General features: G+C 73.8%; 26 protein-coding genes, 3 tRNA genes and 2 pseudogenes. 13 read left to right on the forward strand and 18 right to left on the reverse strand.

What is annotated here, in order from left to right; translation table 11 throughout:
- On the reverse strand, positions 1–506 hold a 506-nt coding region (locus tag ACWD6N_RS32840), incomplete at its 3' end, for a DAK2 domain-containing protein (protein ID WP_450005971.1).
- 296 nt (positions 507–802) lie between these two features.
- On the opposite strand from ACWD6N_RS32840, the gene rpmB reads away from it, so the two are divergent.
- Both rpmB and ACWD6N_RS32850 read left to right on the forward strand, forming a co-directional pair.
- The gene (gene rpmB, locus ACWD6N_RS32845; RefSeq protein ID WP_007456456.1) at positions 803–994 is read left to right on the forward strand and encodes a 50S ribosomal protein L28; all 192 of its coding nucleotides are present in this window, start codon (positions 803–805) and stop codon (positions 992–994) included.
- Between the two features lie 180 nt (positions 995–1174).
- Positions 1175–2431 carry an ATP-grasp domain-containing protein gene (locus ACWD6N_RS32850; RefSeq protein WP_354966952.1) on the forward strand — a complete coding sequence of 419 codons (1257 nt, stop codon included), beginning with the start codon at positions 1175–1177 and terminating at the stop codon, positions 2429–2431.
- A gap of 38 nt (positions 2432–2469) precedes the next feature.
- On the opposite strand, the gene ACWD6N_RS32855 is transcribed toward ACWD6N_RS32850, so the two are convergent.
- Positions 2470–2931: a GNAT family N-acetyltransferase gene (locus ACWD6N_RS32855; protein WP_354966953.1), complete on the reverse strand. Its 462-nt coding sequence runs from the start codon at positions 2929–2931 to the stop codon at positions 2470–2472.
- Between the two features lie 29 nt (positions 2932–2960).
- Positions 2961–3893: a thiamine-phosphate kinase gene (locus ACWD6N_RS32860; RefSeq protein ID WP_354967063.1), complete on the reverse strand. Its 933-nt coding sequence runs from the start codon at positions 3891–3893 to the stop codon at positions 2961–2963.
- A gap of 153 nt (positions 3894–4046) precedes the next feature.
- On the opposite strand from ACWD6N_RS32860, the gene ACWD6N_RS32865 reads away from it, so the two are divergent.
- Positions 4047–4280, forward strand: a complete 234-nt coding sequence (locus ACWD6N_RS32865) for an Lrp/AsnC ligand binding domain-containing protein (protein WP_013284547.1) — start codon at positions 4047–4049, stop codon at positions 4278–4280.
- A gap of 9 nt (positions 4281–4289) precedes the next feature.
- On the forward strand, positions 4290–4967 hold the full coding sequence (locus ACWD6N_RS32870) for a DUF3515 family protein (protein WP_387326999.1): 678 nt from the start codon (positions 4290–4292) through the stop codon (positions 4965–4967).
- 53 nt (positions 4968–5020) lie between these two features.
- Here ACWD6N_RS32870 and ACWD6N_RS32875 read toward each other — a convergent pair whose 3' ends face one another.
- Positions 5021–6121, reverse strand: coding sequence for a D-alanine--D-alanine ligase family protein (locus ACWD6N_RS32875; protein ID WP_354966955.1), 1101 nt, complete (start codon positions 6119–6121; stop codon positions 5021–5023).
- Between the two features lie 197 nt (positions 6122–6318).
- Positions 6319–6537 carry a hypothetical protein gene (locus ACWD6N_RS32880; RefSeq protein ID WP_354966956.1) on the reverse strand — a complete coding sequence of 73 codons (219 nt, stop codon included), beginning with the start codon at positions 6535–6537 and terminating at the stop codon, positions 6319–6321.
- A gap of 210 nt (positions 6538–6747) precedes the next feature.
- On the opposite strand from ACWD6N_RS32880, the pseudogene ACWD6N_RS32885 reads away from it, so the two are divergent.
- Together ACWD6N_RS32885 and ACWD6N_RS32890 are read left to right on the forward strand one after the other, a co-directional pair.
- Positions 6748–7542, forward strand: a pseudogene (locus tag ACWD6N_RS32885) (helix-turn-helix domain-containing protein); the annotation flags it as partial.
- Positions 7543–7545: 3 nt separating this feature from the next.
- The gene (locus ACWD6N_RS32890; protein WP_450005974.1) at positions 7546–7746 is read left to right on the forward strand and encodes a DUF397 domain-containing protein; all 201 of its coding nucleotides are present in this window, start codon (positions 7546–7548) and stop codon (positions 7744–7746) included.
- Between the two features lie 8 nt (positions 7747–7754).
- Here the strand turns inward: ACWD6N_RS32890 and ACWD6N_RS32895 are convergent, their stop codons facing one another.
- From ACWD6N_RS32895 to ACWD6N_RS32915, 5 genes are all read right to left on the reverse strand, one after another.
- On the reverse strand, positions 7755–8804 hold the full coding sequence (locus tag ACWD6N_RS32895; protein WP_387326997.1) for an ROK family protein: 1050 nt from the start codon (positions 8802–8804) through the stop codon (positions 7755–7757).
- Positions 8805–9277: 473 nt separating this feature from the next.
- Entirely contained in the window at positions 9278–10066 is a 789-nt protein-coding gene (locus tag ACWD6N_RS32900) for a putative protein N(5)-glutamine methyltransferase (RefSeq protein WP_354966959.1), read from the reverse strand.
- A gap of 146 nt (positions 10067–10212) precedes the next feature.
- Entirely contained in the window at positions 10213–11331 is a 1119-nt protein-coding gene (locus ACWD6N_RS32905; RefSeq protein WP_354966960.1) for a cystathionine gamma-lyase, read from the reverse strand.
- Between the two features lie 7 nt (positions 11332–11338).
- Positions 11339–12358 carry an NAD(P)H-dependent glycerol-3-phosphate dehydrogenase gene (locus tag ACWD6N_RS32910; RefSeq protein WP_354966961.1) on the reverse strand — a complete coding sequence of 340 codons (1020 nt, stop codon included), beginning with the start codon at positions 12356–12358 and terminating at the stop codon, positions 11339–11341.
- On the reverse strand, positions 12355–13089 hold the full coding sequence (locus tag ACWD6N_RS32915) for a lysophospholipid acyltransferase family protein (RefSeq protein ID WP_354966962.1): 735 nt from the start codon (positions 13087–13089) through the stop codon (positions 12355–12357). The genes ACWD6N_RS32910 and ACWD6N_RS32915 overlap by 4 nt, the downstream gene beginning before the upstream one ends.
- Positions 13090–13215: 126 nt before the next feature.
- Here ACWD6N_RS32915 and cofC point away from each other — a divergent pair, with 126 nt between their 5' ends.
- Genes cofC through ACWD6N_RS32940 form a run of 5 tightly spaced genes read left to right on the forward strand, consistent with a single transcriptional unit; the run spans position 13216 to position 18914 of the window.
- Positions 13216–13863, forward strand: coding sequence for a 2-phospho-L-lactate guanylyltransferase (gene cofC, locus ACWD6N_RS32920; protein WP_354966963.1), 648 nt, complete (start codon positions 13216–13218; stop codon positions 13861–13863).
- Between the two features lie 23 nt (positions 13864–13886).
- Entirely contained in the window at positions 13887–14084 is a 198-nt protein-coding gene (locus ACWD6N_RS32925) for a cold-shock protein (protein WP_354966964.1), read from the forward strand.
- A gap of 54 nt (positions 14085–14138) precedes the next feature.
- On the forward strand, positions 14139–16505 hold the full coding sequence (locus ACWD6N_RS32930; protein ID WP_354966965.1) for an RNA degradosome polyphosphate kinase: 2367 nt from the start codon (positions 14139–14141) through the stop codon (positions 16503–16505).
- A gap of 25 nt (positions 16506–16530) precedes the next feature.
- Entirely contained in the window at positions 16531–18051 is a 1521-nt protein-coding gene (locus ACWD6N_RS32935) for a CYTH and CHAD domain-containing protein (RefSeq protein ID WP_354966966.1), read from the forward strand.
- Complete coding sequence (locus tag ACWD6N_RS32940; RefSeq protein ID WP_354966967.1) at positions 18039–18914, forward strand: NUDIX hydrolase; 876 nt, start codon at positions 18039–18041, stop codon at positions 18912–18914. The genes ACWD6N_RS32935 and ACWD6N_RS32940 overlap by 13 nt, the downstream gene beginning before the upstream one ends.
- A gap of 25 nt (positions 18915–18939) precedes the next feature.
- Here the strand turns inward: ACWD6N_RS32940 and ACWD6N_RS32945 are convergent, their stop codons facing one another.
- The 4 genes from ACWD6N_RS32945 to leuC all read right to left on the reverse strand — a co-directional run bounded on the left by ACWD6N_RS32945 (position 18940) and on the right by leuC (position 23898).
- Entirely contained in the window at positions 18940–20820 is a 1881-nt protein-coding gene (locus tag ACWD6N_RS32945; RefSeq protein ID WP_354966968.1) for an endonuclease/exonuclease/phosphatase family protein, read from the reverse strand.
- 141 nt (positions 20821–20961) lie between these two features.
- The gene (locus ACWD6N_RS32950; protein ID WP_354966969.1) at positions 20962–21678 is read right to left on the reverse strand and encodes an HU family DNA-binding protein; all 717 of its coding nucleotides are present in this window, start codon (positions 21676–21678) and stop codon (positions 20962–20964) included.
- A 172-nt stretch (positions 21679–21850) separates the two neighbouring features.
- Entirely contained in the window at positions 21851–22438 is a 588-nt protein-coding gene (leuD, locus tag ACWD6N_RS32955) for a 3-isopropylmalate dehydratase small subunit (protein ID WP_354966970.1), read from the reverse strand.
- A 14-nt stretch (positions 22439–22452) separates the two neighbouring features.
- On the reverse strand, positions 22453–23898 hold the full coding sequence (leuC, locus tag ACWD6N_RS32960) for a 3-isopropylmalate dehydratase large subunit (protein WP_354966971.1): 1446 nt from the start codon (positions 23896–23898) through the stop codon (positions 22453–22455).
- Positions 23899–23947: 49 nt separating this feature from the next.
- On the opposite strand from leuC, the gene ACWD6N_RS32965 reads away from it, so the two are divergent.
- Entirely contained in the window at positions 23948–24634 is a 687-nt protein-coding gene (locus ACWD6N_RS32965; protein WP_036374687.1) for an IclR family transcriptional regulator, read from the forward strand.
- Between the two features lie 204 nt (positions 24635–24838).
- On the opposite strand, the gene ACWD6N_RS32970 is transcribed toward ACWD6N_RS32965, so the two are convergent.
- The 4 genes from ACWD6N_RS32970 to ACWD6N_RS32985 all read right to left on the reverse strand — a co-directional run bounded on the left by ACWD6N_RS32970 (position 24839) and on the right by ACWD6N_RS32985 (position 26255).
- A tRNA-Glu gene (locus ACWD6N_RS32970) sits at positions 24839–24911 on the reverse strand.
- Positions 24912–25064: 153 nt separating this feature from the next.
- A tRNA-Glu gene (locus tag ACWD6N_RS32975) sits at positions 25065–25137 on the reverse strand.
- Between the two features lie 134 nt (positions 25138–25271).
- A tRNA-Gln gene (locus ACWD6N_RS32980) sits at positions 25272–25343 on the reverse strand.
- Between the two features lie 108 nt (positions 25344–25451).
- Complete coding sequence (locus tag ACWD6N_RS32985; protein WP_354966972.1) at positions 25452–26255, reverse strand: fumarylacetoacetate hydrolase family protein; 804 nt, start codon at positions 26253–26255, stop codon at positions 25452–25454.
- Positions 26256–26429: 174 nt separating this feature from the next.
- Here ACWD6N_RS32985 and ACWD6N_RS32990 point away from each other — a divergent pair.
- Positions 26430–26655 (forward strand): annotated as a pseudogene (locus ACWD6N_RS32990) (hypothetical protein); the annotation flags it as partial.

Genomic DNA, 26655 nt, shown 5'->3' on the forward strand with positions numbered 1-26655 from the left:
GCCGCCCGCGCGGCGGCCCGGGCCACCACCGGCAGGTCGTCGCTGTCCGCCCGCTCGGCCGCGGCGGCGGCCGCGCCGACCACGGTGAGCAGAGTGCCCTCCACCGGCCGGGCGACCGCGGTGTACGCGGCCACGGTGGCGGCGCGCAGCGCGGCGGCCAGCTCCCGGCCGCGTACGGACGGCACGGCGGCGGCCGCGTCGGCGAAGCCGCGCAGGATCTGCGAGAGGATCACCCCGGAGTTGCCGCGCGCGCCGAGCAGCGCGCCCTGGGCCATCAGCCGCAACGCGTGCCCGTGCGCGGTCGGACCGCTGTCGGGGAGCGTGTCCAGGTCCATGGCAAGGGCCTGCTGGGCCGAGGTGAGGGTGAGCACCAGGTTGGTGCCGGTGTCGCCGTCGGGCACCGGATAGACGTTGAGCTCGTCGATCTCGCCCTGGTGGCGCTTCAGCGCGGTCAGCCCGGTCGCACACCACCGGCGGACCGCGGCGGCGTCGAGGGTGTCCAGCACGGCCAGAAGCCTACTGGCGCACGCCGACAGCCGTCGGACTCGTCCGGCGTGTCCGTTCGCCCCGGCTCCGGCGCCGATCCCGGCTCGGGCGGCCGGGACGGTGGCCTCGGGTATTGTTGCCGCCGGACCGGCCCACCACCCGGCGGACGGGCGCACCAGCACCTGCCGGCCGAGCCGCGGGCGATCGCCCGACCGGGCCGGTTGGCCGGGTCGGCGGGTCATCGGGTAACCTGACCAGGTTGCCCGGGCAGCGCCTGCCGGCGACCTCATGAACGTTTCAATCCCAGGAGTATCCCGTGGCTAGCGTGTGCGACGTCTGTGGCAAGGGACCGGGCTTCGGCCACAACGTGTCCCACTCGCACCGGCGGACCAACCGCCGCTGGAACCCGAACATCCAGTCGGTGCGTACCCCGGCCGGTGGCGGCAACACCAAGAAGTTGCAGGTCTGCACCTCGTGCATCAAGGCCGGCAAGGTCACCCGCGCCTGACGCGGTAGCACCCACCTTCTCGTACGGCTCAGCCGGCGGACCCCTACGGGTCCGCCGGCTCTGTCGTGTCCGCGCCAGGGTCGCTGACGACTACGCGACGCGGCGGCCGCCCCGGCCGCCCGCCCGGTTAGGGTCGCGCTGCGCCGGCCGTCCGGTCCGGCCCGGGTGAAGGGGTGACGGGTGCAGCTGGACCTGAGCCGGGACGAGATGGTCATGGTGGGTTTCGCGCTGGATCTGCTGCGCGGGCTCGGCGACCTGCTGCCCGCCGGCAGCGTGGTCGTGGTCGAGGAACCCGACCTCATCCGCCGCCGTGACGTTGAGCGGCGCTGCGCCGCGCTGCCGTTCGTCTCCCGGGTGGTGGCGGCCGAGTACCAGACCGGCCTTGACGCGGCGGCGCTGCTGGCCCGGGAACCGGGGCTGACCGCCGCGCGGCTGGTGGTGCCCGGTCAGGAGTACGGCGTGCTCGCCGCGGCCCGGCTGGCCGACGCCCTCGGCCTGCCCGGCGCCGGTGTGCAGGCCGCCGAGATCTTCACCGACAAGCACCGGATGCGGCTGCTCGCCGCGGCGGCCGGCCTGACCAACCCGGCGTTCGCGGTGGTCGACACGGCCGCCGAGGCGACCGGGTTCGCCCACCGGCAGGGCGGGCGCTGCGTGCTGAAGCCCACCCGCCGCGCGGGCAGCCTCGGCGTGCAGATCGTCACCGACTCGGCGCTGGTCGCCGCCGCCTGGGCCGCCAGCGCCGATCCGGAGACGCCGCCCGACGCCATCGCCGAAGGCCTGCCCACCGCGGTCCTCGCCGAGCAGGTGCTGACCGGCACCGAGCACAGCGTGGAGTTGCTCATCTCCGAGGGCGAGGTGCGCTTCTGCAACGTCACCGACAAGCGGGTGCTGGCCGGTGGGCGGCCGGTGGAGACCGGGCACACCGTGCCGTCCGCGCTGCCCGAGGACGCCCGACGGGAGCTGCTCGACGTGGCCACCCGGCTTGCCGGCGCCGCCGGCTTCCGCACCGGCGTGCTGCACAGCGAGTGGATCCGCACCGACGCCGGCCCGGCGCTGGTGGAGTGCGCCGCCCGGCTCCCCGGCGACCTGATCGCCGTACTGATCTCGGTTGCCTACGAGTGCGGTTTCGTCGCCGCGTACCTGCGCACGCTCCGGGGGGAACGCCCGGCGCTGCCGGCCGGCCCGCGCGGCGCGGCGGCCGTGGAGTTCCTGCTCGCTCCGCCCGGCGCCGTCACCGCCGTGGACGGGGTACGCGCGGCCAGCCGGGTGCCCGGCGTGCTGGACGTCGGGGTGGGCGTGACGGTGGGTGACCGGGTGGCCGAGGTCACCTCGTCGGCGCGGCGCAGCGGCCAGGTGCTGGCCTGGGGCGCCGACCCGGCCGAGGCGACCGCGGCGGCCGCCCGGGCCGCCGCCCAGATCCGGATCACCACCGGCTGAACGTCGGCCACCGGGCGCTCGGTCGGCGACCGTCCGGGTCAGAGGGTGCGGCCGAAGGAGACGCAGCCCTCCGCGTCCTTGTAGAAGCCGAAGTTCGGGATCTGCTCGTAGCCGGCGGAGTTGTACATGGCGATCGCCTCGGGCTGCCTGTCCCCGCACTCCAGGACCATCCGCTTGCGGCCCTGCTCACGGGCCGAGCGCTCGACGGCCGCCAGCACCCTCCGGGCAACGCCCCGCCCACGGGCCGCCGGGGCGGTGTACATCCGCTTCAGCTCTGCGGTGTCCGCGCCGTGGCTGCGCCAACCGCCACAGCCGACCGGCTCGCCGGCCAGGTAGGCGACGAGGAACGCGCCGTCCGGCGGCACGAACTCGGCCGCGTCCACCGGGGTGTCGTCGCCGGTACCGCCGTAGCGGGCGCCGAGGTCGGCCAGCGCGTCGCGGATCAACTGCTGCGCCACCGGCGCGTCGAACCGCACCACCCGGATCTCGATCTCACTCACGGTATCCAGGGTACGGCGGGCGCGGGACCTCACCGGAAGTGGTCCCAGCCCCTCGGCCCCTCGTAGGGGCCGCCATCGACGGTGACCCCGGCACCGGCCGTGACCAGGCCGATCGCCCGCCAGTCCGCCGGCAACGCCACCGCCGGGGGGAAGGTCGCGGCCAACGCGTGATCCTCGCCGCCGGCCAGGATCCAGGTGTACGGGTCGACGCCGAGCGCCTGCGCGGCGTCGGCCATCTGCCGGGGCACCTCGAACGCGTCCCGGCGCACGTCGATCGCCACCCCGCTGGCCGCCGCCACGTGCCCGAGGTCGGCGAGCAGCCCGTCCGACACGTCGATCATCGAGGTGGCGCCGAGCCTGGCGGCCTGCGGTCCGGCCGAGTACGGCACCTGCGGCCTCCGGTACGCCTCCACCAGCAGCCGGGGGGTGCGGAAGCCGCGGGTGAGCACGGTCAGGCCGGCCGCCGCGTACCCGGTGCGGCCGGCCAGGGCCAGCACGTCACCGGGGCGGGCGCCGGAGCGCACCACGGGCGGACGGCCGCCGAGGTCGCCCAGCGCGGTGACCGCGACGGTCAGGGTCGGGCTGGACGACATGTCCCCGCCGACCACGCTCGCGCCGACCGTGGCCGCCTCCGCGGCCAGCCCGTCGGCCAACTCCTCGGCCCAACTGGTCTCCAGGTCCGCCGGCATGCAGAGGGCGACCAGCAGGGCGGTCGGTGTGGCGCCCATCGCGGCGATGTCAGCCAGGTTGGCCGCCGCGGCCCGGTGTCCGACGTCCCGGGCGGAGCACCAGTCCCGCCGGAAGTGCCGGCCGTCGACCAGCACGTCGGTGGAGGCGGCGACCCGGGCGTCCGGGGCGGCCACCACCGCCGCGTCGTCCCCTGGGCCGAGCAGGGTCGTCGGTCCGACCGACAGGCGGGCGGTGATCCGCCCGATCAATCCGAACTCGCCGATCCCGCCCACGCTGGCGACACCGCCGGCGTTCCGTACGTTCTGCCCGGCACCGCCGTGCTCGCTCACTGCTGCTCCTTGACCACCGATAGGGATCAGACCTGGTCCGTAAGGTAGTTTCACCCTTCGGGCCGCCCCTGGGCGGCGACGGACGGAGGTCGAGTCGTGGTACAGGCGTACATCCTCATCCAGACCGAGGTCGGCCGCGCACGTGACGTGGCCGGTCTCATCGCGGACCTTGCCGGCGTGGTACGCGTCGACGCCGTCACCGGGCCGTACGACGTGGTCGTCCTCACCGAGGCGAACACCGTCGACGAGCTCGGGAAACTCATTGTCAGCAAGGTGCAGATGGTGCCCGGCATCACTCGCACCCTCACGTGTTCGGTGGTGCGGCTGTAAGTGGACGAGATGGCTACCTCCTCCGCCGCTGAGAACGACGACCGGCTCGACGGGACGCGCGACGGTACGCCCGAGCCGGCTGACGGTATCCGCGAGCCGGCCGAGCCGGCCGGCGACGCGCCGGCTGGCCGGGACCGGACCATCCGAGGCGCGGCCCTGCTGGCCACGTTGATCGCGTTGCCGGTCACGCTGCTGGTGGCCGTGCTGGCCTTCACCAGGCTCTCCCCGGCCGAGCCGGCCGCCGCGCCGAGCCCCACCGCCGCCCGGGTGCAGTCCACCGCTCCGGTGGAGATGGCCGCCCCGGCGCTGGCCGCCCGCCCGGCCACGGTGTGCCGTGCCCTGCTCTCCCAACTGCCGCCGACCATCCGCGACCGGGCGCAGCGCCCGGTCACCGCAGGTCCGGAGCAGAACGCCGCGTACGGCGATCCCGCGATCACCGTGGCCTGCGGCGGCACCGAGCCGGCCATCCCGCCCACCGACGAGGTCTGGACGGTCAACCGGGTCTGCTGGCACTCCGTCGAGCAGGACGACGCAACCGTGCTCACCGCGGTCGACCGGGAGACGCCGGTGACGGTGCGCGTCCCACGCTCCTTCGAGCAGCCGTTGCAGTGGGTGGCGCCGGTCTCCAGCGCGATCGTCGCCTCGGTGCCCTCCGGCGGCGACGTTCCCGCCGGCTGCCGGGCCTGACCCGACGACGTTCCGCCTGAGCGGGGCGTCGCGGGCCGGCCGGCGGCCACGGCTCAGTGCAGGCCGACGCCGCGCCGCTGGGCGGTGCGGATCAGGCGGTTGACCAGCTTCGGATACTCCAGGCCGGACGCCGCCCACATGCGCGGGAACATCGACGTCGGCGTGAACCCGGGCATGGTGTTGATCTCGTTGAGGTAGACGTCCAGCTCGGGGGTGACGAAGAAGTCGGCCCGGGCCAGGCCGGCGCAGTCCAGCGCGGTGAACGCGCGGACGGCGTACTCCTGCACCTGGCGGGTCACCCTCTCCGGGAGCCCGGCCGGAATGTCGTACTCGCAGGAGTCGTCGAGGTACTTCGCCTCGAAGTCGTAGAAGTCGTGGTCGGCGACGACGCGCACCTCGGCCAGCACGGACGCCTCCGGCGAACCGCCGGCCTCCCCCTCCAGCACGCCGCACTCGATCTCGCGGCCGACGATCGCGGCCTCGATGATGACCTTCGGGTCGAACTGCCGGGCGGTGGCGACCGCCTCGTCCAGCTGCGCCCAGTCGGTAACCCGGGTGATGCCGAACGACGAGCCGGCCCGGGAGGGCTTGACGAAGACCGGCAGGCCGAGCCGCTCCCGGTCCTGGTCGCTGAGCGTCATCCCGTTGCGCAGCACCGCGTACGGGCCGACCGGGATGCCCTCGACCGCGCAGAGCTTCTTGGTGAACTCCTTGTCCATCGCGGCGGCGGAGGCGAACACGTTCGCCCCGACGTAGGGGATGCCGGCCATCTCCAGCATTCCCTGGATGGTGCCGTCCTCGCCGTACGTGCCGTGCAGCACCGGGAAGACCACGTCCACGTCGGCCAGCGCGCGAGGGCCCTCGGTCGGGTCGAGCACCATCAGCCCGTTGCCGGTCGGGTCGGCACGCAGCACGATGTCCGCTCCGGACTCGGCGGTGATCTCGGGCAGTTGGCGGGAGTTGATCGCGAGCTGCGCGGGGTCGCCGTTGGTCAGCACCCACTGGCCGGCCCGGGTGATGCCCACGGGCACCACCTCGTACTCGTCGGGGTCGAGCGCGCCGAACACGCTGCCGGCGCTGACGCAGGAGATGCCGTGCTCCGGGCTGCGGCCGCCGAAGACGATCGCCACGCGGGTCTTGCCTGGGGTGGTCACTCCGGTCACCTCTTCGTACGCGACTGCGGCTGGTCGTGCTCGCCGATGGCGCTCACCCGGTTGACCTTACTGTGCGTGGCGGTAGGGCGAGGCGATACCCGGCGAGCCGCGGCTCGACACGGCAATCGGTCAACAGAGGATATACGGTGCGTGATGGGATGTTGACCGGCGGCGCGACGCCGGCCGGTGCTGGCGCGTCAGTCCCGGGCGTGCCGGCGACCGACGGCGATCACCTTCACGCGCTGGCGGCCGGCCCGCACCATGCCCAGGGCCATGAACGCGCCGGCGATCCGGTCGGCGGCCTCCCGACTGCTGGCACCGACCACCTGCCGGCGCCGCTCGGGTGCCGTCCGCTCGTTGCGCTCGATGCCCTCGACGGCACGCACGTCGGTGAGCACCACCAGGAAGCGGGTCATTGTCGGCCGTCCGGTGTACGGCGGGGGGCTCCGGACCGGTACGCACGTCGTCTCCTTCCGGCGGGCCGGGATGGCGGTGGCACGCGACGATCGGGTACGGGGGAGAAACCCGATCGCCGCGCGCCCCATCCCCTCCGGTCGCTCACCGCCACCGTCGCCACGACAACCGGCAGTGAGGACGCGATGACAGATTGACACGTGTAGAGCCACCACCGGGAAGCCGCCGGGCTGACGCTCGAGACCGCCGCGGATGAGATCAACAGCACCCGCAGCACCCTCTCGCGGTACGAGAACGCGCAGACACTGATCAGCCCGGCCACCGTGCGCGCCCTGCTCACCTCGTACGGGGTGGGCGCCGACGAGGTGGCCGCCGCGGTGCAGCTCGCCAAGGACGCCCGCAAGCCGGGCTGGTGGGTGTCGTACTCCTACCTGCTGGACCCGCGCACCATCGACTTCATCGCTCTGGAGGCCGAGGCCACCGCCATCGCCAACTTCGAGCCCTCGGTGGTGCCCGGCCTGCTGCAGACCGCCGACTACATCCGTGGGGTGATGCGCGGCGGCCCGCACACCCTCGGCGACGACCTGGTGGAGCAGCGGGTCAAGGTCCGCCTCGATCGGCAACAGCGGCTCACCGGCGACGACCCGCCCATCCTCGACGCGATCATCGACGAGGGCGCGCTACTCCGCCCGGTCGGCGACCAGTCCGTGATGGACGGGCAGTTGCGCCATCTGGTGAAGATGGCCGAGCTGCCGAACATCTCCGTCCAGGTGATCCCGCTCTCGGCCGGCTACCACCGGGGCACCCGGGGCTCGCTGCACATCCTGGAGTTCGCCGACCCGGAGGACCCGATCATCGCCTCGGTGGAGACCGTCGCCGGCCAGATGATCCTCGACCGTGCCGGCGAAACGCGTACCTGCACCAAGATCATGGAGCACCTGCGGAGCGTGGCGCTCAGCCCGGCGGACAGCCGCAAGCAGCTACTGACACTCCTGAAGGGACGGTAGGACATGACACCGACGATCACAGCGGCGCTGGCCGCGGCGGCGTGGCGCAAGAGCAGCCGCAGCGGCGACCAGGGCGCCTGCGTGAAGGTGGCCGCGATCCCGCGGCTGGTGGCCGTCCGCGACTCCAAGGACCCGACCGGCCCGGCCCTGCTCTTCCCGCCGGCCGCCTGGACCGCCTTCGCCCAGGCCCCGCCCCGGCGCTGACCGGCGGCTCACGCGACCAGCGGGCTGGACTCCGGTACGGCGCGCAGTGCCTCCAGGGCGGCGATGGCCACGCCCCGGGCGCCGGCCATGTCCCGCTCCGGCACCAGGGCGAAGGTGGCCACGGCGGCCTGCTCCTCGCGGAGCACGGTGTGCTCGCGGACGGTCGCCAGGAACCAGTCGCGGAACTCCGGCGCCGCCTCCACCACCCCACCGCCGACGAAGTACGCGTGCGGGTCGGTGAAGTTGGCCGCCACGGTGAACAGCCGACCCAGCGCCATCGCCTGCTGGGTGAAGAGGTCCCGGGCCAGCGGGTCCCCCTGCTCGCCGTAGCCGCGGACCAGCTTCGCCGCGCGGGCGACCGGCTCGGCGGCGAGCGGGTGGTCGGGGTACCGGGTCAGCCAGTACGGCAGCAGGTTGCGTTCGATGCCGGTCAGCGAGGCGACGCTCTCGACGTCCCCGGTGAAGCCGCAGGCGCAGGTGGGCTCCGGCTGCTCCGGGCCGAGCAGCCCGGTCAGCGGGATGTGCACGTGACCCAGCTCGCCGGCCATCCCGGCCGCGCCGGCGATCACGCGCCCGCCCTCGACAACGCCGCCGCCCAGGCCGGTGCCGACGATCGCGGAGACCGACGACCGGTTCATCGCCTCGGCGCCGAAGTACACGTGGTGGGCGTAGAGCGCGGCCGCGTTGCCGTCGTTGTGGTAGACCACCGGCAGGCCCAGCCGCCGCTCCAGCGCGCCCCGCACGTCAAAGCCACGCCAGGCCGGCTGGGAGAAGTTGGTCGAGCCACGCGACGAGATGACGCCGGTGGCACTGGCCGGGCCCGGAGTGTCCAGCCCCACCGCCCGGACCAGCTCGCGGGGCACGCCGGTCTGCGCCAGAGCGCCGTCCAGCGCCCGGGCCAGCGCCTCGATCGCGGCGTCCGGGCCGGCCCGCACCTCGCTGGGGATCTCCAGCAGACCGTCCACCAGGAACCGGCCGTCCACCGTCAGCACGGTGGCGTTGTTGCTGGTCCCGCCGTTGTCCAGCCCGACGACCACCGGCACCCCTGCGCTGCCCACCGAAACCGCCCTCCGCCGTCATGAGTGTGAGCCGAGGCTAGTGCCAACACCGCTCCCCCGCCACGCCCGGCCTCCCCGGCCGGGTGGGGACACCCGCTGGCATCGCTGATCGCGGCGAGGTCGCATGTCGCGGGACTTCGCCTCGGTGCCGTTCGTTGGCGGCTCCGCTGCCGGACTGCTCTGCTGCCCGCGCTGCTGTCCCGGTGCCCCCGAGGTGCTTCCGCGCATCCTTTGCTCTGCTTCAACCGGCGCGACACTGTGGGTGTCTTTCTGTTGCGCCCGTTGAAGCAGAGCAAAGGACGAACAAGGGGTACGGCCAGCCCGCGCCCTCCGACGAGGGCCGGCCGCTGCGATGGGCTGAGCGACGCCACGTGCCCGGGCCGCGGAGGCGGTCAGCGGGCCGTGGTCAGCGGGCTACGGCGGGCGGGTTCAGGCGGGGCGGCGGGCGGGTTCAGGCCGGGCGGCGGGCGGGTTCAGGCCGGGCGGCGGGCGGTCACGGCGGTGGCATCCAGGTCCTCGTCGTGCCGCACGCTCGGCTCGAGACCGAGGGCGTCGAACGCCGCGCAGAGCGTGTCCGCCTGCCCGGCGCTGACCTCCACCGCGAGGTGTCCACCGGGCGCCAGCCACCGGACCGCGCCGGCGGCCACCCGGCGCAGCAAGGCGAGCCCGTCCGGCCCGCCGTCGAGGGCCACCGGGGCCTCGTGCAGCCGCGCCTCGGCGGGCATCAGCGCCACCGCGGCGGTCGGCACGTACGGGGCGTTGGCCACCACCAGGTCCAAACGGCCCCTCCAGTGCGGGGGCAACGGCGCGAACAGGTCACCCTCGAACACCTCGGCGGCCAGTCCGGCGAGGTTGCGGCGGGCGCACGCCACGGCCGCCGGGTCGATGTCGGCGGCGGCCAGCCAGCGCGGCGCGAGCCGGTGCGCCAACGCGACCGTGGTGGCCCCGGAGCCGCAGCAGAGGTCGACCACGGCCGGCGCCGGACCGGTCACCGCGGCGGCCGCCTCGACGAGCAGCGCGGTGCGCCCCCGAGGCACGAAGACGCCCGCGGCGACGGCGATCCGCAGACCGCAGAACTCCGCCCAGCCGAGCAGATGCTCCAGCGGTTCGCCGGCCACCCGACGCTCGGTCAGGTCGGCCAACGCCGCCGGGGTGTCGGCCGCAGCCAGCAGCAGGTCGGCCTCGTCCTCGGCGTAGACGCAGCCGGCGGTGCGCAGCCGGTGCACGAGGGCCGGCCGGTCGGTGGAAAACGGTGCTGCCATGGGATACCTCCGGGAAACGCTCACCGGCGCTCCCGTGGCCGCTACCGCGGCGGGGACACGGGAGGAAGCGCCGGTCCTGTCGACTGACGGATCGGACTCACCTCCTCCGGTCGCGGCCCGCCGGTGCGGGCCGCCGACACGATATCTCAGGCCCGTCCGGCGGTGTCCAGCGCGGCGGCGATGTCGGCCACCAGATCGACCGTGTCCTCCACCCCGCAGGAGAGTCGAACGAAGCCGGGGGCGGTGTCGTCGCCCCACTGCGCCCGCCGGTCCGCGGTGGTGTGCAGGCCACCGAAGCTGGTGGCCGCCACCACCAGTCGGGCAGCCTCGACGAAGCGGCTCACCCGGTCGGCGTCGCCCAGGTCGAACGAGAGCACCCCCGGCATCCGGCGCATCTGCGCCGAGGCCACCGGGTACGCCGGGTCGTCGGTACGCCCCGGCCACCGCAGGCCGGTCACGTCCGGCCGGCCGGCGAGCAGATCGGCGACCGCGGCGGCGTTCGCGCTCTGCCGGGCCAGCCGCAGGTCGAGCGTGCCCAGCGAGCGGTGGGCCAACCAGGCATCGAACGCGCCCGGCACCGAACCTGTGGTGGTACGCCAGCGCGTCACCGCCTCGATCAGTTCGGCGGACCGGCTGGCCACGTAGCCCAGCAGCAGGTCGGAGTGGCCGGTGAGCGCCTTCGTACCCGAGGCGACCACCAGGTCGGCCCCGAAGTCCAGCGGACGCTGGCCGAGCGGGGTCGCCGTGGTGTTGTCCACCGCGAGCAGTGCGCCGGCGGCGTGCGCCCGTTCGGCCAGGGCGGCCACGTCGACCACGTCCAGGCCCGGGTTGGCCGGGGTCTCCACCAGCACCAGCCGGACGCCCTCCAGCGACGGGTACGGCCCGACGGTCGGGACGAACAGCACCCGGACGCCGATCGCCTCCAGCACATCGGTGGCGAACGCCCGGACCGGGAAGTATCCGTCGGTGGGCAGCACCACGGTGTCCCCCGGGCGCAGCAGGGTCAACAGCACCCCGGTGATGGCCGCCTGACCGGTGGCGAAGACCCGGCAGTCGCCGCCTTCCAACTCACCCACGGCCGACTCCAGCAGCCGCCGGGTGGGGTTGTCGGGGCGGCCGTAGCCGTTCGGTGAGCCGGCCGGGCCCTGCCACGGGTCGAGGTGGTACGGCGCGGCGAAGACCGGCCCGGGCAGGAAGGGGTCACCTGGTGCCGGCTCGGGCAGCCCGGCGTGCACACAGCGGGTGCCGTCTCCCAGATCGCTCATCGGGTCCTCACTCGTACGACTCGGGTTTGGCTGTCCGGCTCATCAGGGTGTCCACGGCGAGGCGGGGATCCATCCCCTCGTGGCAGATCCGCTCGACCTGCTCGGTGATCGGCATCTCGACACCGTGCGCCCGCGCCAGGTCGCGGATCGCCAGGCAGCTCTTCACGCCCTCGGCGGTCTGCCGGGTGGCGGCCTGGGCCTGCTCCAGCGTCTCGCCCCGGCCCAGATGCTCCCCGAAGGTGCGGTTCCGGGCCAGCGGGGACGAGCAGGAGGCGACCAGGTCGCCCATGCCCGCCAGGCCGGCGAAGGTGATCGGGTCCGCGCCGAGCGCCACACCCAGGCGGGCCGTCTCGGCCAGCCCGCGGGTCATCAACATGGCCCGAGTGTTGTCACCGAAGCCCATCGCGGTGGCGATGCCGTACGACAGGGCGATCACGTTCTTGACCGCCCCGCCCAGCTCGCAGCCGATCACGTCGTCATTGGTGTACGGGCGCAGGTAGGGAGTCCGGATCGACGCCTGCACGAGCGTGGTGCGGTGGCTGTTCGTTCCGGCGACCACGGTGGCGGCCGGCTGCTCGGCGGCGATCTCCGGGGCCAGGTTCGGACCGGAGACCACGACCACGCGGTCCGCAGCCACACCGGCGGTCTCCACGATGACCTCGCTCATCCGGCTGGTGGTGCCCAGCTCGATGCCCTTCATCAGCGACACGAGGGTGGCGTCCGGGTGCAGGTGCCCGGCCCACTCGGCGAGGTTGCCGCGCAGGGTCTGCGACGGCACGGCCAGCACCACCAGCTCGGCGCCGGTGATCGCCTCGACCGCGTCGTGGGTGGCGGTGACCCGGGCCGGCAGCAGCAGGTCCGGCAGGTACTCCGGGTTCCGGCGCTCGGTGCGGATGCTCTGGGCCACCGGCGCGCGCCGCGCCCACACCGTCACGTCCCGCCCCGCGTCGGCGAGGATCTTGGCGAACGCGGTGCCCCAGGAGCCGGCGCCGAGCACCGCGACGTGGCCCGTGCTGTGCCCGTTCACGCGACACCACCCTGCTGGCGCTCGGCGGACGGTCGGGCCGGCCGTTCCCAGAGCGGCGGCGGGGTGCCGCCACGGATCTCGGCGAGCATGTCCCGCAGCCGCAGCATGATGGCGTCCGACATCCCCTCGAGAGTGGCTCGCGTCGGCGGGGCGTCCGCCCACCGGCTCAGGTCGACCGGTTCGCCGGCGACCACGGTCACCGGGATCCGCGGACGCAGGCTGAGCCGGGTGGTCCGCGGGTCGAAGATCCGCTCCGGCCCCCACATCACCAGTGGCACCACGGGCGCACCGGTGGCCAGCGCCAACCGGGCCGCGCCGGTCTTGGCCTTCATCGGCCACAGCTCCGGCTGCCGGGTGGTGGTGCCCTCCGGGTAGATCACCACCGCGCCGCCCTCGTCGAGCGCGGCGACCAGCGCGTCCAGCGAGCGGACCGCGTCCACGGTGCCCCGCTCGACCGGAATCTGCCGGCACCGGCGCAGGATCCAGCCGACCACCGGCACCCGGAACACGCTGGCCTTGCCCAGGTACTGCGGCCACCGCCCGGAGTCGAAGATGAAGTGCGCGGAGACCAGCGGGTCGGCGTGCGAGATGTGGTTCGCGACGATGATGACGCCGCCGTCCCGGCCGAGGTGCTCCATGCCGCGCCACGTGCGCCGGGTCCAGACGGTCATCACCGGCTTCACCAGCGCCACGGCGAACCATTGCCAGAACCCCAGCCTCCGCCGTGCCACTGTGCCTCCTCGTCCCGCCCGACCCCGCCGCGAACCCCGTTCACGACGCCCGCAGCGGAAATCATGCCTGCTCGCCCCCGGTACGGCCAGCGAGGGTCCCGCCGTCCGGCTGGCAGGATTGCCGACGTGAGTCAACCGGGGTGGGCCGTGGTCGTGCCGGTGAAGCGTCTGACCGCAGCCAAGAGCCGGCTGCGGGGCGCCCTTTCCGGCGTACCGCACGAGGAGCTGGCGCTGGCGCTGGCGGCCGACACGCTCCGCGCGGTGCTGGCCTGCCCGGCGGTCGCCGAGGTTCTGGTGGTGACCGACGACGCCCGGGTGGCGGTGGCGGCGCGGACCGCCGGCGCGCGGGTGCGACCCGACGAGCCGGACGCCGGTCTGAACGCCGCGTTCCGGCACGGCGCGGCGGGCGTGCCCGCCGGGTGGGTGGCGGGGCTCACCGCCGACCTGCCGGCGCTGCGCCCGGCCGAGCTGGCCGGCGCGCTGCTCGCGGCGCGGGCCGGCCGAGCGCGGGTACGCCGGTTCGTGCCGGACGCACCGGGCGAGGGCACGGTGCTGCTCACGGCGCCGCCGGGCATCGCCCTGGACCCGCGGTTCGGAATGGGCTCGGCGGCGGCGCACACGGCCAGCGGGGCGCTGCCCCTGAACGGCGACTGGCCCAGCCTGCGCCGGGACGTGGACACCGCCGCCGACCTGGCCGCCGCCGCCCGGCTCGGGCTGGGACCGCGTACCGCCGCGCTGCTCGCCGCCGGCTGCCCGGCCCGCTCCGCGGGCTGACCCGCCGGTGTACGGTGCCAAGCATGCAAGGCACGGTGGCCAGCTACGACGCGGCGACGCGCAGCGGAGTTCTGCTGCTCGACGACGGCACCGAGCTGCGCTTTCCCGCCCGGGCCTTCGACGCCTCCGGGCTGCGGCTGCTCCGGCTCGGCCAGCGGGTTCGCGTCGACACGGATTCAGACGGCGAGGTCGTCCGGGTGACATTGCCGACGATGAGCTGAACCGGCGAGGCCAAGTTCATTTTGCGTTAACCCGGATCGGGTGATTATGAGCGGGTGAGCACCCCTCGCGAGCACCCGGCCGGCACGCCCGCCACCGACCCAGCCGTCCCCCGCAACGGCGCCCGCACACGCGGCGGCGACGGCCGATTCCGGCAGGTCCGCGCCGAGCGGGCCGGCGCCGCCCGCGCCGACGCGCACGACACCGACCCGGCCGCGGCCTCCTCCGGGCTGGACGAGGTCCTCGACTCCGCCGTCTCGTCCACCGAGACGGACGGCCCGGCGGCCGGTGGGCTGCGGCCGACCAGGCCCGAGGGACGGCCGGCCGGCGGCGAGCCGGACGAACCGCCGGTTCCCGCGCCACTGCCGGAGGACCGGTTCCTCAACCGGGAGCTGTCGTGGCTCGACTTCAACGCCCGGGTGCTCACGCTCGCCGAGGACCAGCGCACCCCGCTGCTGGAGCGGGCCAAGTTCCTCGCCATCTTCGCCAGCAACCTCGACGAGTTCTACATGGTGCGGATCGCGGGGCTGAAGCGACGGCTCTCCGCCGGCCTTCCGGTACGCGGCGGCGACCGGCTGCCCCTGCGGACCCAGCTGGAGCTGATCGCCGAGCGGACCGCCGAGCTGGTCGCCCGGCACGCCGCGTGCTTCGTCGACGACGTGCTGCCCAAGCTGGCCGACGAAAGCATCCGCATCCTGCGTTGGGGCGACCTGGGCGACGCCGAGCGGGAGCGGCTGCGCACCTACTTCCGGGAGCACATCTTCCCGGTGCTGACCCCGCTCGCGGTGGACCCGGCGCACCCGTTCCCGTACATCTCCGGGCGGTCGCTGAACCTGGCGGTGGCGGTCCGCGACCCGGACGGCGGTTCGGAGCTGTTCGCCCGGGTGAAGGTGCCCAACAACGTCCCCCGCTTCGTACGCGTGGACCGGGACCAGCCGGGCGTGCGGATGGTGCCGGTGGAGGACCTGATCTCGGTGCACCTGGGGCAGCTGTTCAGCGGCATGCAGGTGGTCGAGTGTCACCTCTTCCGGGTCACCCGCAACGCCGAGGTGGAGGTCGACGAGGACCGCGACGAGGACCTGCTCCAGGCCCTGGAACGGGAGCTGGCGCGGCGTCGGTTCGGCCCGCCGGTCCGGCTGGAGGTGGCCGCGTCGATCTCCGATCACATGCTGGACCTGCTCGTGCGGGAACTGGACATGGACGACCAGGACGTGCTGCGGGTCCCCGGGCTGCTGGACCTCTCCGCGCTCTGGCAGGTCTACGGCGAGGCGGACCGGCCGGACCTCAAGGACCCGCCGTTCGTGCCGGCCACCCATCCCCGGCTCGCCGAGGGTGAGGTGCCGCGCAGCGTCTTCGCCACCCTGCGCGACGGGGACATCCTGGTGCACCACCCGTACCACTCGTTCGCCACCAGCGTGCAGCGCTTCATCGAGCAGGCCGCCGCCGACCCGAACGTGCTGGCCATCAAGCAGACCCTGTACCGCACCAGCGGCGACTCGCCGATCGTCGACGCCCTGGTCGACGCGGCCGCCGCCGGCAAGCAGGTGGTGGTGCTGGTGGAGGTGAAGGCCCGCTTCGACGAGGTGGCCAACATCGGCTGGGCGCGCACCCTGGAACGCGCCGGGTGTCACGTCGTGTACGGCCTGGTCGGCCTGAAGACGCACTGCAAGACCGCGCTGGTGGTCCGGCAGGAGGGCAACCAGATCCGCCGCTACTGCCACATCGGCACCGGCAACTACCACCCGAAGACCGCGCGGCTGTACGAGGACTTCGGCATGCTCACCGCCGACCCGGAGGTCGGCGCCGACCTCACCGACCTGTTCAACGTGCTCACCGGCTACAGCCGGCAGACCGCGTACCGGCGGCTGCTGGTCGCCCCGCAGGGCATCCGCAGCGGCCTGATCGAGCGGATCGAGCGGGAGATCTCGCACGTCCGGCTGGGCATGCCCGGTCTCGTCCAGTTCAAGGTCAACTCGCTGGTCGACGAGGGCGTGACCGACGCGCTGTACCGGGCCTCCCAGGCCGGCGTGCACGTCGACCTGCTCATCCGGGGAATGTGCACGCTGCGTCCGGGGGTGCCGGGGCTGTCGGAGAACATCCGCGTCCGCTCGATCCTCGGCCGGTTCCTGGAGCACTCCCGCATCTTCCGGTTCGGCAACAACGGCAACGCCGAGTTCTGGATGGGCTCGGCGGATCTGATGCACCGCAACCTGGACCGGCGGGTGGAGGCGCTGGTGCAGGTGAGCGACCCGGTGGCCCGAGCCGAGCTGGACCGGGTGCTGACCATGGCGATGAGCCCCGACGTGGACGCGTTCGAGCTGGCCGGTGACGGCTGTTGGAGCCGGCGTGCCGGCGGGGACGAGGAGACCCGGGAGCATCTCCAGGAACTGCTGCTGCACCGGGTCGGTGGCACCGCCGGCTGACCGGGTCGCGGCATAGGCTGACCTGATGGTGGAGGAGGAGCAGAAGCACGAGGTGGACGACGCCTACGTGCTGCCGGACCTGTCCGCCACCTCCCCGGCCGGTGGCGAGGTCCGCGCGCTGCCGCCGGTGACGCTGGTCGCCCGCTACCTCGACACCGTCGACCTGCGGCTTGCCCGGGCCGGCGCCTCGCTGCGCCACCGCCGGGGCGACGATCTGCCCTGGACGGTGAAGCTGCCCACGTCGACGCCCGGTGTCCGGCACGAGATCTCCCGTCCCGGGCCGGTCGGACAACCGCCGCCGGAGCTGGTGGAGCTGGTCACCGCCCTGCACCGGGGCGCGCCGCTGGCGCCGGTGACGGTGGTGCGTACGGTCCGGCACGCCCACGAGGTGCGCGACGGCGCCGGCACGGTGCTCGCCGAGGTGGTGGACGACCGGGTGACCGTGCTCGACGACGCCGGCGCCACCACCGACACCTTCCGCGAGCTGGAGGCGGAGCTCAAGGCCGGCGACCGCGAACTGCTGGACCGGATCGGCGTGGTTCTGCGGGAGGCCGGCGCGCGGCACGGGGCGTTCATTCCGAAGCACGTGCGGGCGCTGGGCGCGGCGGCACAGGCCGAGCCGGACCTGGTCGCGCCGTCCGGGCTGCCGGCCGACCCGAGCGCCGGGGACGTGGTGACCGAGGCGGTCCGAAAGGAGGTACGCCGCCTGCTCGCGCACGACCCGCTGGTGCGGCTGCACGCCCCGGGCGGCGGCGGTGACAGCGCCGTCCACCAGATGCGGGTCGCCTGCCGGCGGCTCCGCACCGACCTGCGCACCTTCGCGCCGCTGGTCCGCAGGAGCTGGTCCCGCCCGCTGCGGGCTGAGCTGCGCTGGCTGGCCGGCGTGCTCGGCGCGGCCCGCGACGCCGAGGTGCTGCGCGACCGGCTGCGGCGCACCGCGACCACCGATCCGCTCAGCCCACTCGACCCGCGCGCGGTGGACCGGCTCGACGAGGCGCTCGCCGAACGGCAGCGGCAGGCCCTGGCCGCGGTCCACGAGGCGCTGCGCTCGGCGCGCTACCTGGCCCTGGTGGACGCCCTGGTGCTGGCCGCCCGCGCCCCCCGGCTCACCCGCCGGGCGGCCGCCCCGGCCGCGCGGGCGCTGCCCGGGCTGGTGGCACGCGCCTGGCGACAACTGACCGGGCCGGACGGCGTCGACGGCCTCGACCCGCTGGCGCCGGACGACCGCTGGCACGCCGTGCGCAAGGAGGGCAAACAGGCCCGGTACGCGGTCAACGCGGTCGCCCCGGCGCTCGGCAAGGATGCGCGCCGGCTGTCTCGCGCCCTTGCCGGGGTCCAGGATGTGCTGGGCGAGCACCAGGACGCCGCCGTCGCCGCGGACACCTGGCTGGCCCTCGCCGCCGACCGGCCGGACGACCACGAGCTGGCGGTCACCGCCGGTCGGCTGGCCGAACGGGAACGCGAGACGGTACGCCGGATGCGTGCCCGCTTCCCCGCCGCCTGGCACCGGGCAACCCGGCGACGGCGGACCCGATGGCTGCCGTGACCGGCATCCGGGCGGCCGGTGGGGTGGCCTGGCGACCGTCCGCCGACGGTGTGCAGGTCTGCGTCGTGCACCGCCCGCGCTACGGGGACTGGACGCTGCCGAAGGGCAAGCTGGAGCCGGGCGAGCACCCGCTGGTCGCGGCGGTACGCGAGTTGGCCGAGGAGTCCGACGTGCGGGGCGTGCCGCAGGTGCGGCTGCCGTCGGTGCGCTACCGCAGCGAGGGCCAGCCGAAGCTGGTCGACTACTGGTCGATGCTCGCGATGGGCTCCGGCGGCTTCCAGCCCGGCACCGAGGTGGACGACGTGCGCTGGCTCGCCGTGGACGACGCGATCCGGTTGGTCAGCTACCCGCACGACGCTGAGGTGCTGGGCGCGTTCGCCGCGCTGCCACCGGTGACCGGGACGATCGCGCTGATCCGGCACGGGCACGCCGGCAAGCGGGCCACCTGGACCGGCCCCGACACCGGACGGCCGCTGGACGCCGAGGGATGGGCTCAGGCGCAGGCGCTGGCCGGGCTGGTCGCCCTGGTCCGGCCGGCCCGTCTGGTGTCGGCGTCGCCGCGCCGCTGTGTGCAGACCCTGGACCCGGCCGCCGCGCTGCTCGACCTGCCGATCGAGATCTGCGGCGACCTGGACGAGCCGCAGCCGGGCCAGCAGCTCGACGAGCAGGTCCTCGCCACCGCCGCCCGGCTGCTGGAGCTGGCCGGCGGCGGGCGGGTGGCGGTGTGCGGGCAGGGCAAGGTGCTGCCGGGCGCCCTGGAGCAGCTGTCCGGCCGCGCCGACGAGGACTTCACCACGCCGAAGGGCGGCGGCTGGCTGCTCGCCTTCACCGCCGACCGGATGCTCGCTGCGGACCGCCTGTAGGCCGCGGCCGCCCTGAGCCGGCGGGTCAGCGGGCCGTGAGGGTGACGGCGACCGGCAGGTGGTCGCTGGACGTGCCACGCGGCGCGACCGGGCCGGTGGGTGCCAGGCCGGGTGAGACGAAGACGTGGTCGATCTGCTGGCGCGGATCGTCGGCCGGACTGGTCGCCAGCGGCCGGGCGGCCGCCAACGCGTCGACTAGACCGGCCGCGGTGAACTGCCCGAACGCCTCGTCACCCGGTTCGGTGTTCAGGTCGCCGGCCACCACCAGCGGCCGGCCGGCCGCGTACCGGGTGGCGAAGTCGGCGACCGCGCGGGCCTGGACCACCGGACCCCGGTGGGGCGGCGGTTGCAGGTGGGTGCTGACGACCGCGGTGCGAACGCCGGCACCGAGGTCCAGGGTGACGGCGAGGGCCTGCGCACCGGTGGGCGCCCCGACGGCGGGCAGCGGCAGGGTCCGCGGATCGGTCACCGGCCAACGGCTGAGCACCGCGTCGCCCCAGACGGGGTCGGCGGCCGGCCCGAAGAAGTACGGCATGCCGAGCTGGTCGGCCAGCAGGTCCAGGGTGTCGTGGCCGCCGTTAAGCAGCCAGCCCCGGTCCACCTCGCTGAGCAGCACCACGTCGGGCCGCTGCCGGTCGACGGCGGCGGTCAGCCCGGCCAGGTCGAACCGCCCGTCGAGCCCGAAACCCATCCGGACGTTGTACGCCACCACGGTCAGCCGCTCCGGCGGGCCGTCCCGGTTGTCGGCCACCGGCACCTCGTCGGCGAGCAGCGGCGCCAGCAGAGCCAGCGCGGTGACCGCGGCCGTGGTCCGCAACGGCGGCAACGGTGCCGGGGCCGGGCGGCCGACGGGACGGGCGGCGAGGGCCACGACGGCGACCAGCGCGGCGACCACCACCGGCACCGCGCCGTTGGGGTAGCCGAGGTCGTAGGCGGAGTAGTACCCGACCGCCCCCAGCACGAAGACGAGCATGCCGACGGCGACCGCGTATCCCCGACGGCCCGCCCACCGCACGCTGTCCTCCGCGCCCTCGACGCGGCCGGCGTCGTCGGTGTGGGCCAGGCAGGCGCCGAGACCGACGGCGGTGAGCAGGACGGCCGCGACGAGCAGATCGCCCCGGTCCAGCGCGAAGAGCAGCGCACCGGCCAGCAGTGCCGCCGGTCCGAGTGCCCGACCCCACCGCCGGGGCGCACCGACCAGTGCGGCCAGCAGGAATCCGGCGACCGCCACCGGCAGCGGGGCCAGCCCGAACAGCGGCGAGCGGGCCACGCCGTCCCCCGCGACCAGGTACGAGGTTCCGGTCCGGGCCAGCGCCGGACTGAGCGCCACCATCCCGGCCAGCAGCAGTGCCGGCCCGGCCAGCAGCCAGGCCCTGGCGCCACCGGGGCCGGCGGGCACGGACGGCAGCGCCGTGCCGAGCAGGAACACCGCCACCGCGACGGCGCTGAGCAGCCAGGCCACCCAGTCACCCCGCCAGACCAGGTCATACGTGTCCAGCACCGCGTGCGCGGCCGCGTTGGCCGCCAACCCCAGCGCCAGCCCGGGCACCGGTCGGTCGGTGGCGGCGGCGACGCCGACCAGCCAGACCAGCCCGGCCAACAGCCCGGCGGTGGCCAGCCAGAGCTGCGTACGCCCGCCCGGAGCGGCGGTGAGCGCGAGCCGGGCGGCGGCCAGCACAACGGCAGCGGCGACGGTGACCGGGCGGGCGCCCACCCGGCGGACCAGCGCCGGTGCGGCCAGCGCGAGCACGAACCAGCCGAGGGCGAACGCGCCCATCAGCTCGGCCGGGGTGGACGCGGCCTGGCCGAAGATGGTGATGATGCCGGGCAGCCACACCCGCAGCACGTCGATGAGCAGGATGACGCCCAGCGCGAGCCATCCGGTGGTGAGCTGGCGGTAGCGCACCGGCGCCCTCTTCCCGTCGGCGGGCCGGCAAAGGGGGGCCGGCACGGCGATTCTGCGCGTGCCGGCCCGTCCGGTCAACGGTCCGGGCTACGCCGAAAAGGGCGCCCACCCCACGGGTGGACGCCCTTTCCTGCGGGTCGGTCAGCGCTTGCTGGCCGCCTTCTTGGCCGGGGCCTTCTTGGCCGGGGCCTTCTTCGCCGCCGTGCTCTTGCTCGCCGCCGTGGTGGTCTTCTTCGCCGCGGTGGACCTGGTCGCCGCGGCGCTCTTCTTCGCCGGGGCGGTCTTCTTGCTGGCGGCCGCCTTGGTCGCCGTGGCGGTCTTGCTCGCCCTGGCAGGGGCGGTCTTCTTGCTGGCCGCCTTGGTGGCCGTGGCGGTCTTGCTCGCCTTGGCCGGGGCGGTCTTCTTGCTGGCCGCAGTGGTCTTCTTGCTGGCCGCAGTGGTCTTCTTGCTGGCCGCCTTGGCCGCGGTGGCCTTGGTGCCCGCCGCCTTGGTGCCCGCTGCCTTGGTGCCCGCCGCCTTGGTGCCGGCGGTCTTGGCCGTGGTGGTGGCGGTCTTCTTCGCCGCCGCCGTGGCCCTCGGCACCTTGCCGCTGGCCACCATCTCCTTGAATCCGGCGCCGGCGCGGAAGGTGGGGACAGATGTCTTCTTGACCTTCACCGCCTCGCCGGTACGCGGGTTGCGCGCTGTTCGCGCGCCACGCACACGCTTTTCGAATGCTCCGAATCCGGTGATCGCCACCTTCTCGCCCTTGGTGACCGCCGCCTGGACCTCAGTGAGGACCGCGTCGAGCGCGGCCGTCGCCGTTTTTCGGTCCCCCAGGCGAACAGCGAGCGCCTCGATGAGCTCGGCCTTGTTCACGACTTCCTCCCGATTGTGCAACTGACTCGACGCGAGCCATTCTGCGCGCACGGTATGCCCTGTGCTGCCGGGACACAAACATTCGGTGGAAAAAAGCCCTTGTGTCGCAACGGATTCACCCCCACCGGTTGGACCGATGGGGGCGGAATCCGGTGTGCGGTCGGGCGTACGGCTATGCCACCGAGGGCAGGAACGGCAGTCGGCCCGCCTCGTAGGAGTCGATGTCGGCGGCGTGCCGAAGGGTGAGTCCAATGTCGTCCAGGCCCTTCAGCAACCGCCACCGGCTGAAGTCGTCCAGCGGAAACGACCAGCTGGCGTCCCCGGCCCGGAGCTGGCGAGCGGTCAGGTCGACGGTCACCGGAGTGCTCGGATCCGCCTCGACGAGGCCCCACAGTTCTTCGACGGCTTTCAATGCCAACTCGACCGGCAGCAGACCCTCCTTGAGTGCGTTGCCGCGGAAGATGTCGCCGAAGCCCGGGGCCACGACTGCGCGAAAGCCCCAGTCCCGGAGAGCCCAGACTGCGTGCTCGCGGGAGGATCCGGTGCCGAACTCCGGACCGGCGATGAGGATCGACGCCCCGGAATACGAATGATCGTTGAGCACGAATGCCGGATCTTCGCGCCAGGCACTGAACAGTCCGTCGGCGAAGCCGGTCCGAGTCACCCGCTTGAGGTACACGGCCGGGATGATCTGATCGGTGTCCACGTTGGAACGCCGCAGCGGCACGGCGGTGCCGGTGTGGGTGGTGAACTTGTCCATCTCCTCGGTCCCTTCTACAGGTCGGCGGGGGCGGCCAGCCGGCCGACCACGGCGGTGGCGGCGGCGACCGGCGGGGAGACGAGGTGGGTACGCCCGCCCGGACCCTGACGGCCCTCGAAGTTGCGGTTGGAGGTGGAGGCGGAGCGCTCGCCCGGCTTCAGCGTGTCGGGGTTCATCCCCAGGCACATCGAGCAGCCGGCGAACCGCCACTCGGCGCCGGCATCGGCGAAGACCTTGTCCAGCCCTTCGGCCTCGGCGGCCTCCCGCACCGCGGCGGAGCCGGGCACCACGAGCATCCGTACCCCGTCGGCGACCGTGTGGCCGCGCAGCACGTCGGCGGCGGCCCGCAGGTCCTCCAGGCGGCCGTTGGTGCAGGAACCCACGAAGACCACGTCGATGGGCAGCTCACGCAGCGGCGTGCCGGCGCGCAGGTCCATGTACTCCAGCGCCCGGCGGGCCGCGGCACGTTCGGAGTCGGTGGCGAACTCCTCCGGGTCCGGCACCGGCGCGCTCAGTGGCGCGCCCTGACCGGGGTTGGTGCCCCAGGTGACGAACGGGGTGACCTGGCTGGCGTCCAGGGTCACCTCGGCGTCGAAGCGCGCGCCCTCGTCGGTGGGCAGCGTCCGCCACCACGTGACCGCCGCGTCCCAGTCCGCGCCCTGCGGCGCGTTCGGCCGACCCTTGAGGTACGCGAAGGTGGTCTCGTCCGGCGCGATCATGCCGGCCTTGGCGCCCCACTCGATGGACATGTTGGCGATCGTCATCCGCCCCTCCATCGAGAGGGCGCGGATGGCCTCGCCGCGGTACTCGACGATGTGCCCGCGACCGCCGCCGGTGCCGACCTGGGCGATCAGCGCGAGCACCAGGTCCTTGGCGGTGACCCCCGGGGCGAGCCGGCCGGTGACGTTCACGGCCATGGTCTTCGGCCGGCTCTGCGGCAGCGTCTGGGTGGCCAGCACGTGCTCCACCTCGCTGGTGCCGATGCCGAAGGCGAGCGCGCCGAACGCGCCGTGGGTGGCGGTGTGCGAGTCGCCGCAGACGATGGTCAGGCCCGGTTGGGTGAGCCCGAGCTGCGGGCCGATCACGTGCACGATGCCCTGGTTGTCGTCGCCGAGCGGGTGCAGCCGCACGCCGAACTCGGCGCAGTTGCGGCGCAGCGTCTCGATCTGCGTCCGGGACGTGGGGTCCGCGATGGTGAGCAGGTCACCACGGCGGGACCGGAACGCCGGATCGGCGTACCCGGTCGGGGTGTTGTGGTCCTCGGTCGCGAGCGTCAGGTCGGTACGGCGCACCCGGCGACCGGCGAGCCGCAGCCCGTCGAACGCCTGCGGGCTGGTCACCTCGTGCAGCAGGTGCAGGTCGATGAAGAGCAGGTCCGGCTCACCAGCGGCGGACCGTACGACGTGCGCGTCCCAGACCTTCTCGGCCAGGGTCCTCGGCTGAGGAGTGACTCCCACCATCTGGACATCCTAAATTCTGGGAGGTAAGTTTCGGCTTGTGGGACACAGTATGAGCGGTGTCGGCGTTCTCGACAAGGCGGTGGTCATCCTGGCCGCCTGTGTCGACGGCGCCAGCCTGGCCGAACTCGTTGAGCGCACGAAGCTGCCCCGGGCCACCGCGCACCGGCTGGCACAGGCACTGGAGATTCACCGGATGCTGGTCCGGGACACCCAGGGTCGCTGGCGTCCCGGCCCGCGGTTGGGCGAGCTGGCCAACGCCGCGCCGGACGTCCTGCTGACCGCCGCCGAACCGCTGCTGGCCGCGCTGCGCGACGCCACCGGCGAGAGCGCACAGCTCTACCTGCGCCGCGCCGACGAGCGCATCTGCGTGGCGGCGGCGGAGCGTGCCAGCGGCCTGCGGGACACCGTTCCGGTCGGGTCGGTGCTGCCGATGACCGCCGGGTCCGCGGCCCAGATCCTGCTCGCCTGGGAGCCGCCGGAGGCGGTGATGCCGCTGCTGCCACGCAGCAAGTTCACCGGCCGCACCCTGGCCGAGGTACGGCGCCGCGGCTGGGCGCAGAGCGTGGCCGAGCGGGAGGCCGGTGTGGCGAGCGTCTCCGCCCCGATCCGCGACCGCACCGGCCGAGTGATCGCCGCCGTCAGCATCTCCGGCCCGATCGAGCGCCTCGGCCGCCGCCCCGGCGAACGCCACGCCATGGCCGTGGTGAGAGCCGGCCAACGCCTCTCCGGCCTCTAACCCCACCCAGGCCCGACCCCGGCCCCGCCCCGGCCCCACCCCCCGCCGGCGTGATCAAGAGGTTTGCGTCAGTCCACCCGGCGTGGCATGACGCAAAGCTCTTGATCACGCGGACGGGAGGGGGCGGGAGGGGGACGCGGGCGGGGGGTGGGACTGGGTATGCAGGAAGGCTCGCCTCGCGGAGCGAGACGAGCCTTCGGTTTGTAGCCCCGACCGGATTCGAACCGGCGCTACCGCCTTGAGAGGGCGGCGTCCTGGGCCACTAGACGACGGGGCCAGAACTTTCCTGCTTCACCGCCCTCGCGAGCGGTGCGGCTGTAGTCTAGCGGCACCGTATGCGGGGGGCAGCATGGGGTGCGGGCCCGGCGGGGCGCGCGAGGTGGACACGAAACAGCCCGCCTCACCAGGTGAGACGGGCTGTGCACAGATGTAGCCCCGACCGGATTCGAACCGGCGCTACCGCCTTGAGAGGGCGGCGTCCTGGGCCACTAGACGACGGGGCCAGAACCACTTCTGCTCCTCCACCCTCGAGGGCGGAGGAGCTGCACTCTACCAGAGACCACCCTCCGCCCCCGCGGGGGCGGAGTCGAACTCCGTCAGAATCCAGCGTCCGGGATTCTCGCGAATCCCAGCTGCGCTGGGGTACCAGGACTCGAACCTAGACTAACTGAACCAGAATCAGTCGGGCTGCCAATTACCCCATACCCCATTGGCCCCTTGCGGCGCCGGGAGTGAACATTACCCTCCCGGTGCCGGCAGGCCAAATCCGATCCCCCCGAACCGCCCGTGAGCTGCGGAAACAGGGGCATCGGACGGATCAGGCGACCGGGACCACCGGGTTGGTGAGCTCCCCGATGCCCTCGATCCGCACGGTGACCGCATCCCCCTCGACGAGCGGGCTAACCCCTGCCGGCGTGCCGGTGAGCACCACGTCGCCGGGCAGCAGCGTCATCACGTGCGAGATGTACGACACCAGGCCGGGCACGTCGAAGACCATGTCCTTCGTCCGGCCGAGCTGGCGTACCTCCATCTCCTCCGGGTTGCGGCCCACCTCGCACCGGATCTCCAGGTCGGAGACGTCCAGACCGGTGGTGATCCACGGCCCGATCGGGCAGAACGAGTCGAAGCCCTTGGCCCGGGTCCACTGCCCGTCGGAGCGCTGGAGATCACGGGCGGTGACGTCGTTGGCGCAGGTGTAGCCGAAGATGGCGCGTTCGGCGGCGGCCCGGTCGGCTCGGCGCGCCCCCGGCGCCCCGATCACCACCGCCAGCTCCGCCTCGTGCTCCACCTGCTTGGAGAAGATCGGCAGCCGGATCGCGTCCCGGGGACCGATCACCGAGGTGGACGGCTTGAGGAAGAGCAACGGCTCCTTGGGCACCTCGCTGCCGTGCTCGGCGGCGTGGTCGGCGTAGTTGCGACCCACGCAGACCACCTTGCTGGGCAGGATCGGCGAGAGCAGTCGGACGTCGGAGAGGGCCCAGCGGGCCCCACTGAAGGAGAGCTTGCCGAACGGGTGGCCTTCGATCTCGGCGATGGTCAGGCCCTGCGGCCCGGCCTCCGGCTCGCCCTCGACGACCCCGAACGACATTCCCTTGGCATGAGCGAAACGAGCGATACGCACCTGGCCAATCTATCCCCGCCGCCAGGTTTACCGACCAGGACCGGCTGCCGGGTGTGCTCAAGCCGTCAGGTGGGGGCACCCTAGCCGAGGCGGCGACGGCCCGGGCCGGCTTCCCGACTTCGTACCCGCACGGAGGCAGCGCGCCCCTAGCGTCGGCTCCGGAGGTTCGTTCGTATGCCTGCATCGACACGACACCACAGAGCCCTCGCAGTGCTCGTGCACTGCCTCGGCATCCTCGCCGCCGTGCCGGCCCTGCCCACGGCGGCCCCGGAGGCGGCGGCCACGCCACGACCACCGGCCGTCACGCCACAACCAACGGCGGCCCCGCCACGACCAGCGGGGGCCCTGCCGCCACCGGTCGCCAGCACGCCGCCGCCGGTGGCGGTGGCCGCGCGGGCAC

Source organism: Micromonospora sp. NPDC005163 (assembly GCF_053599835.1).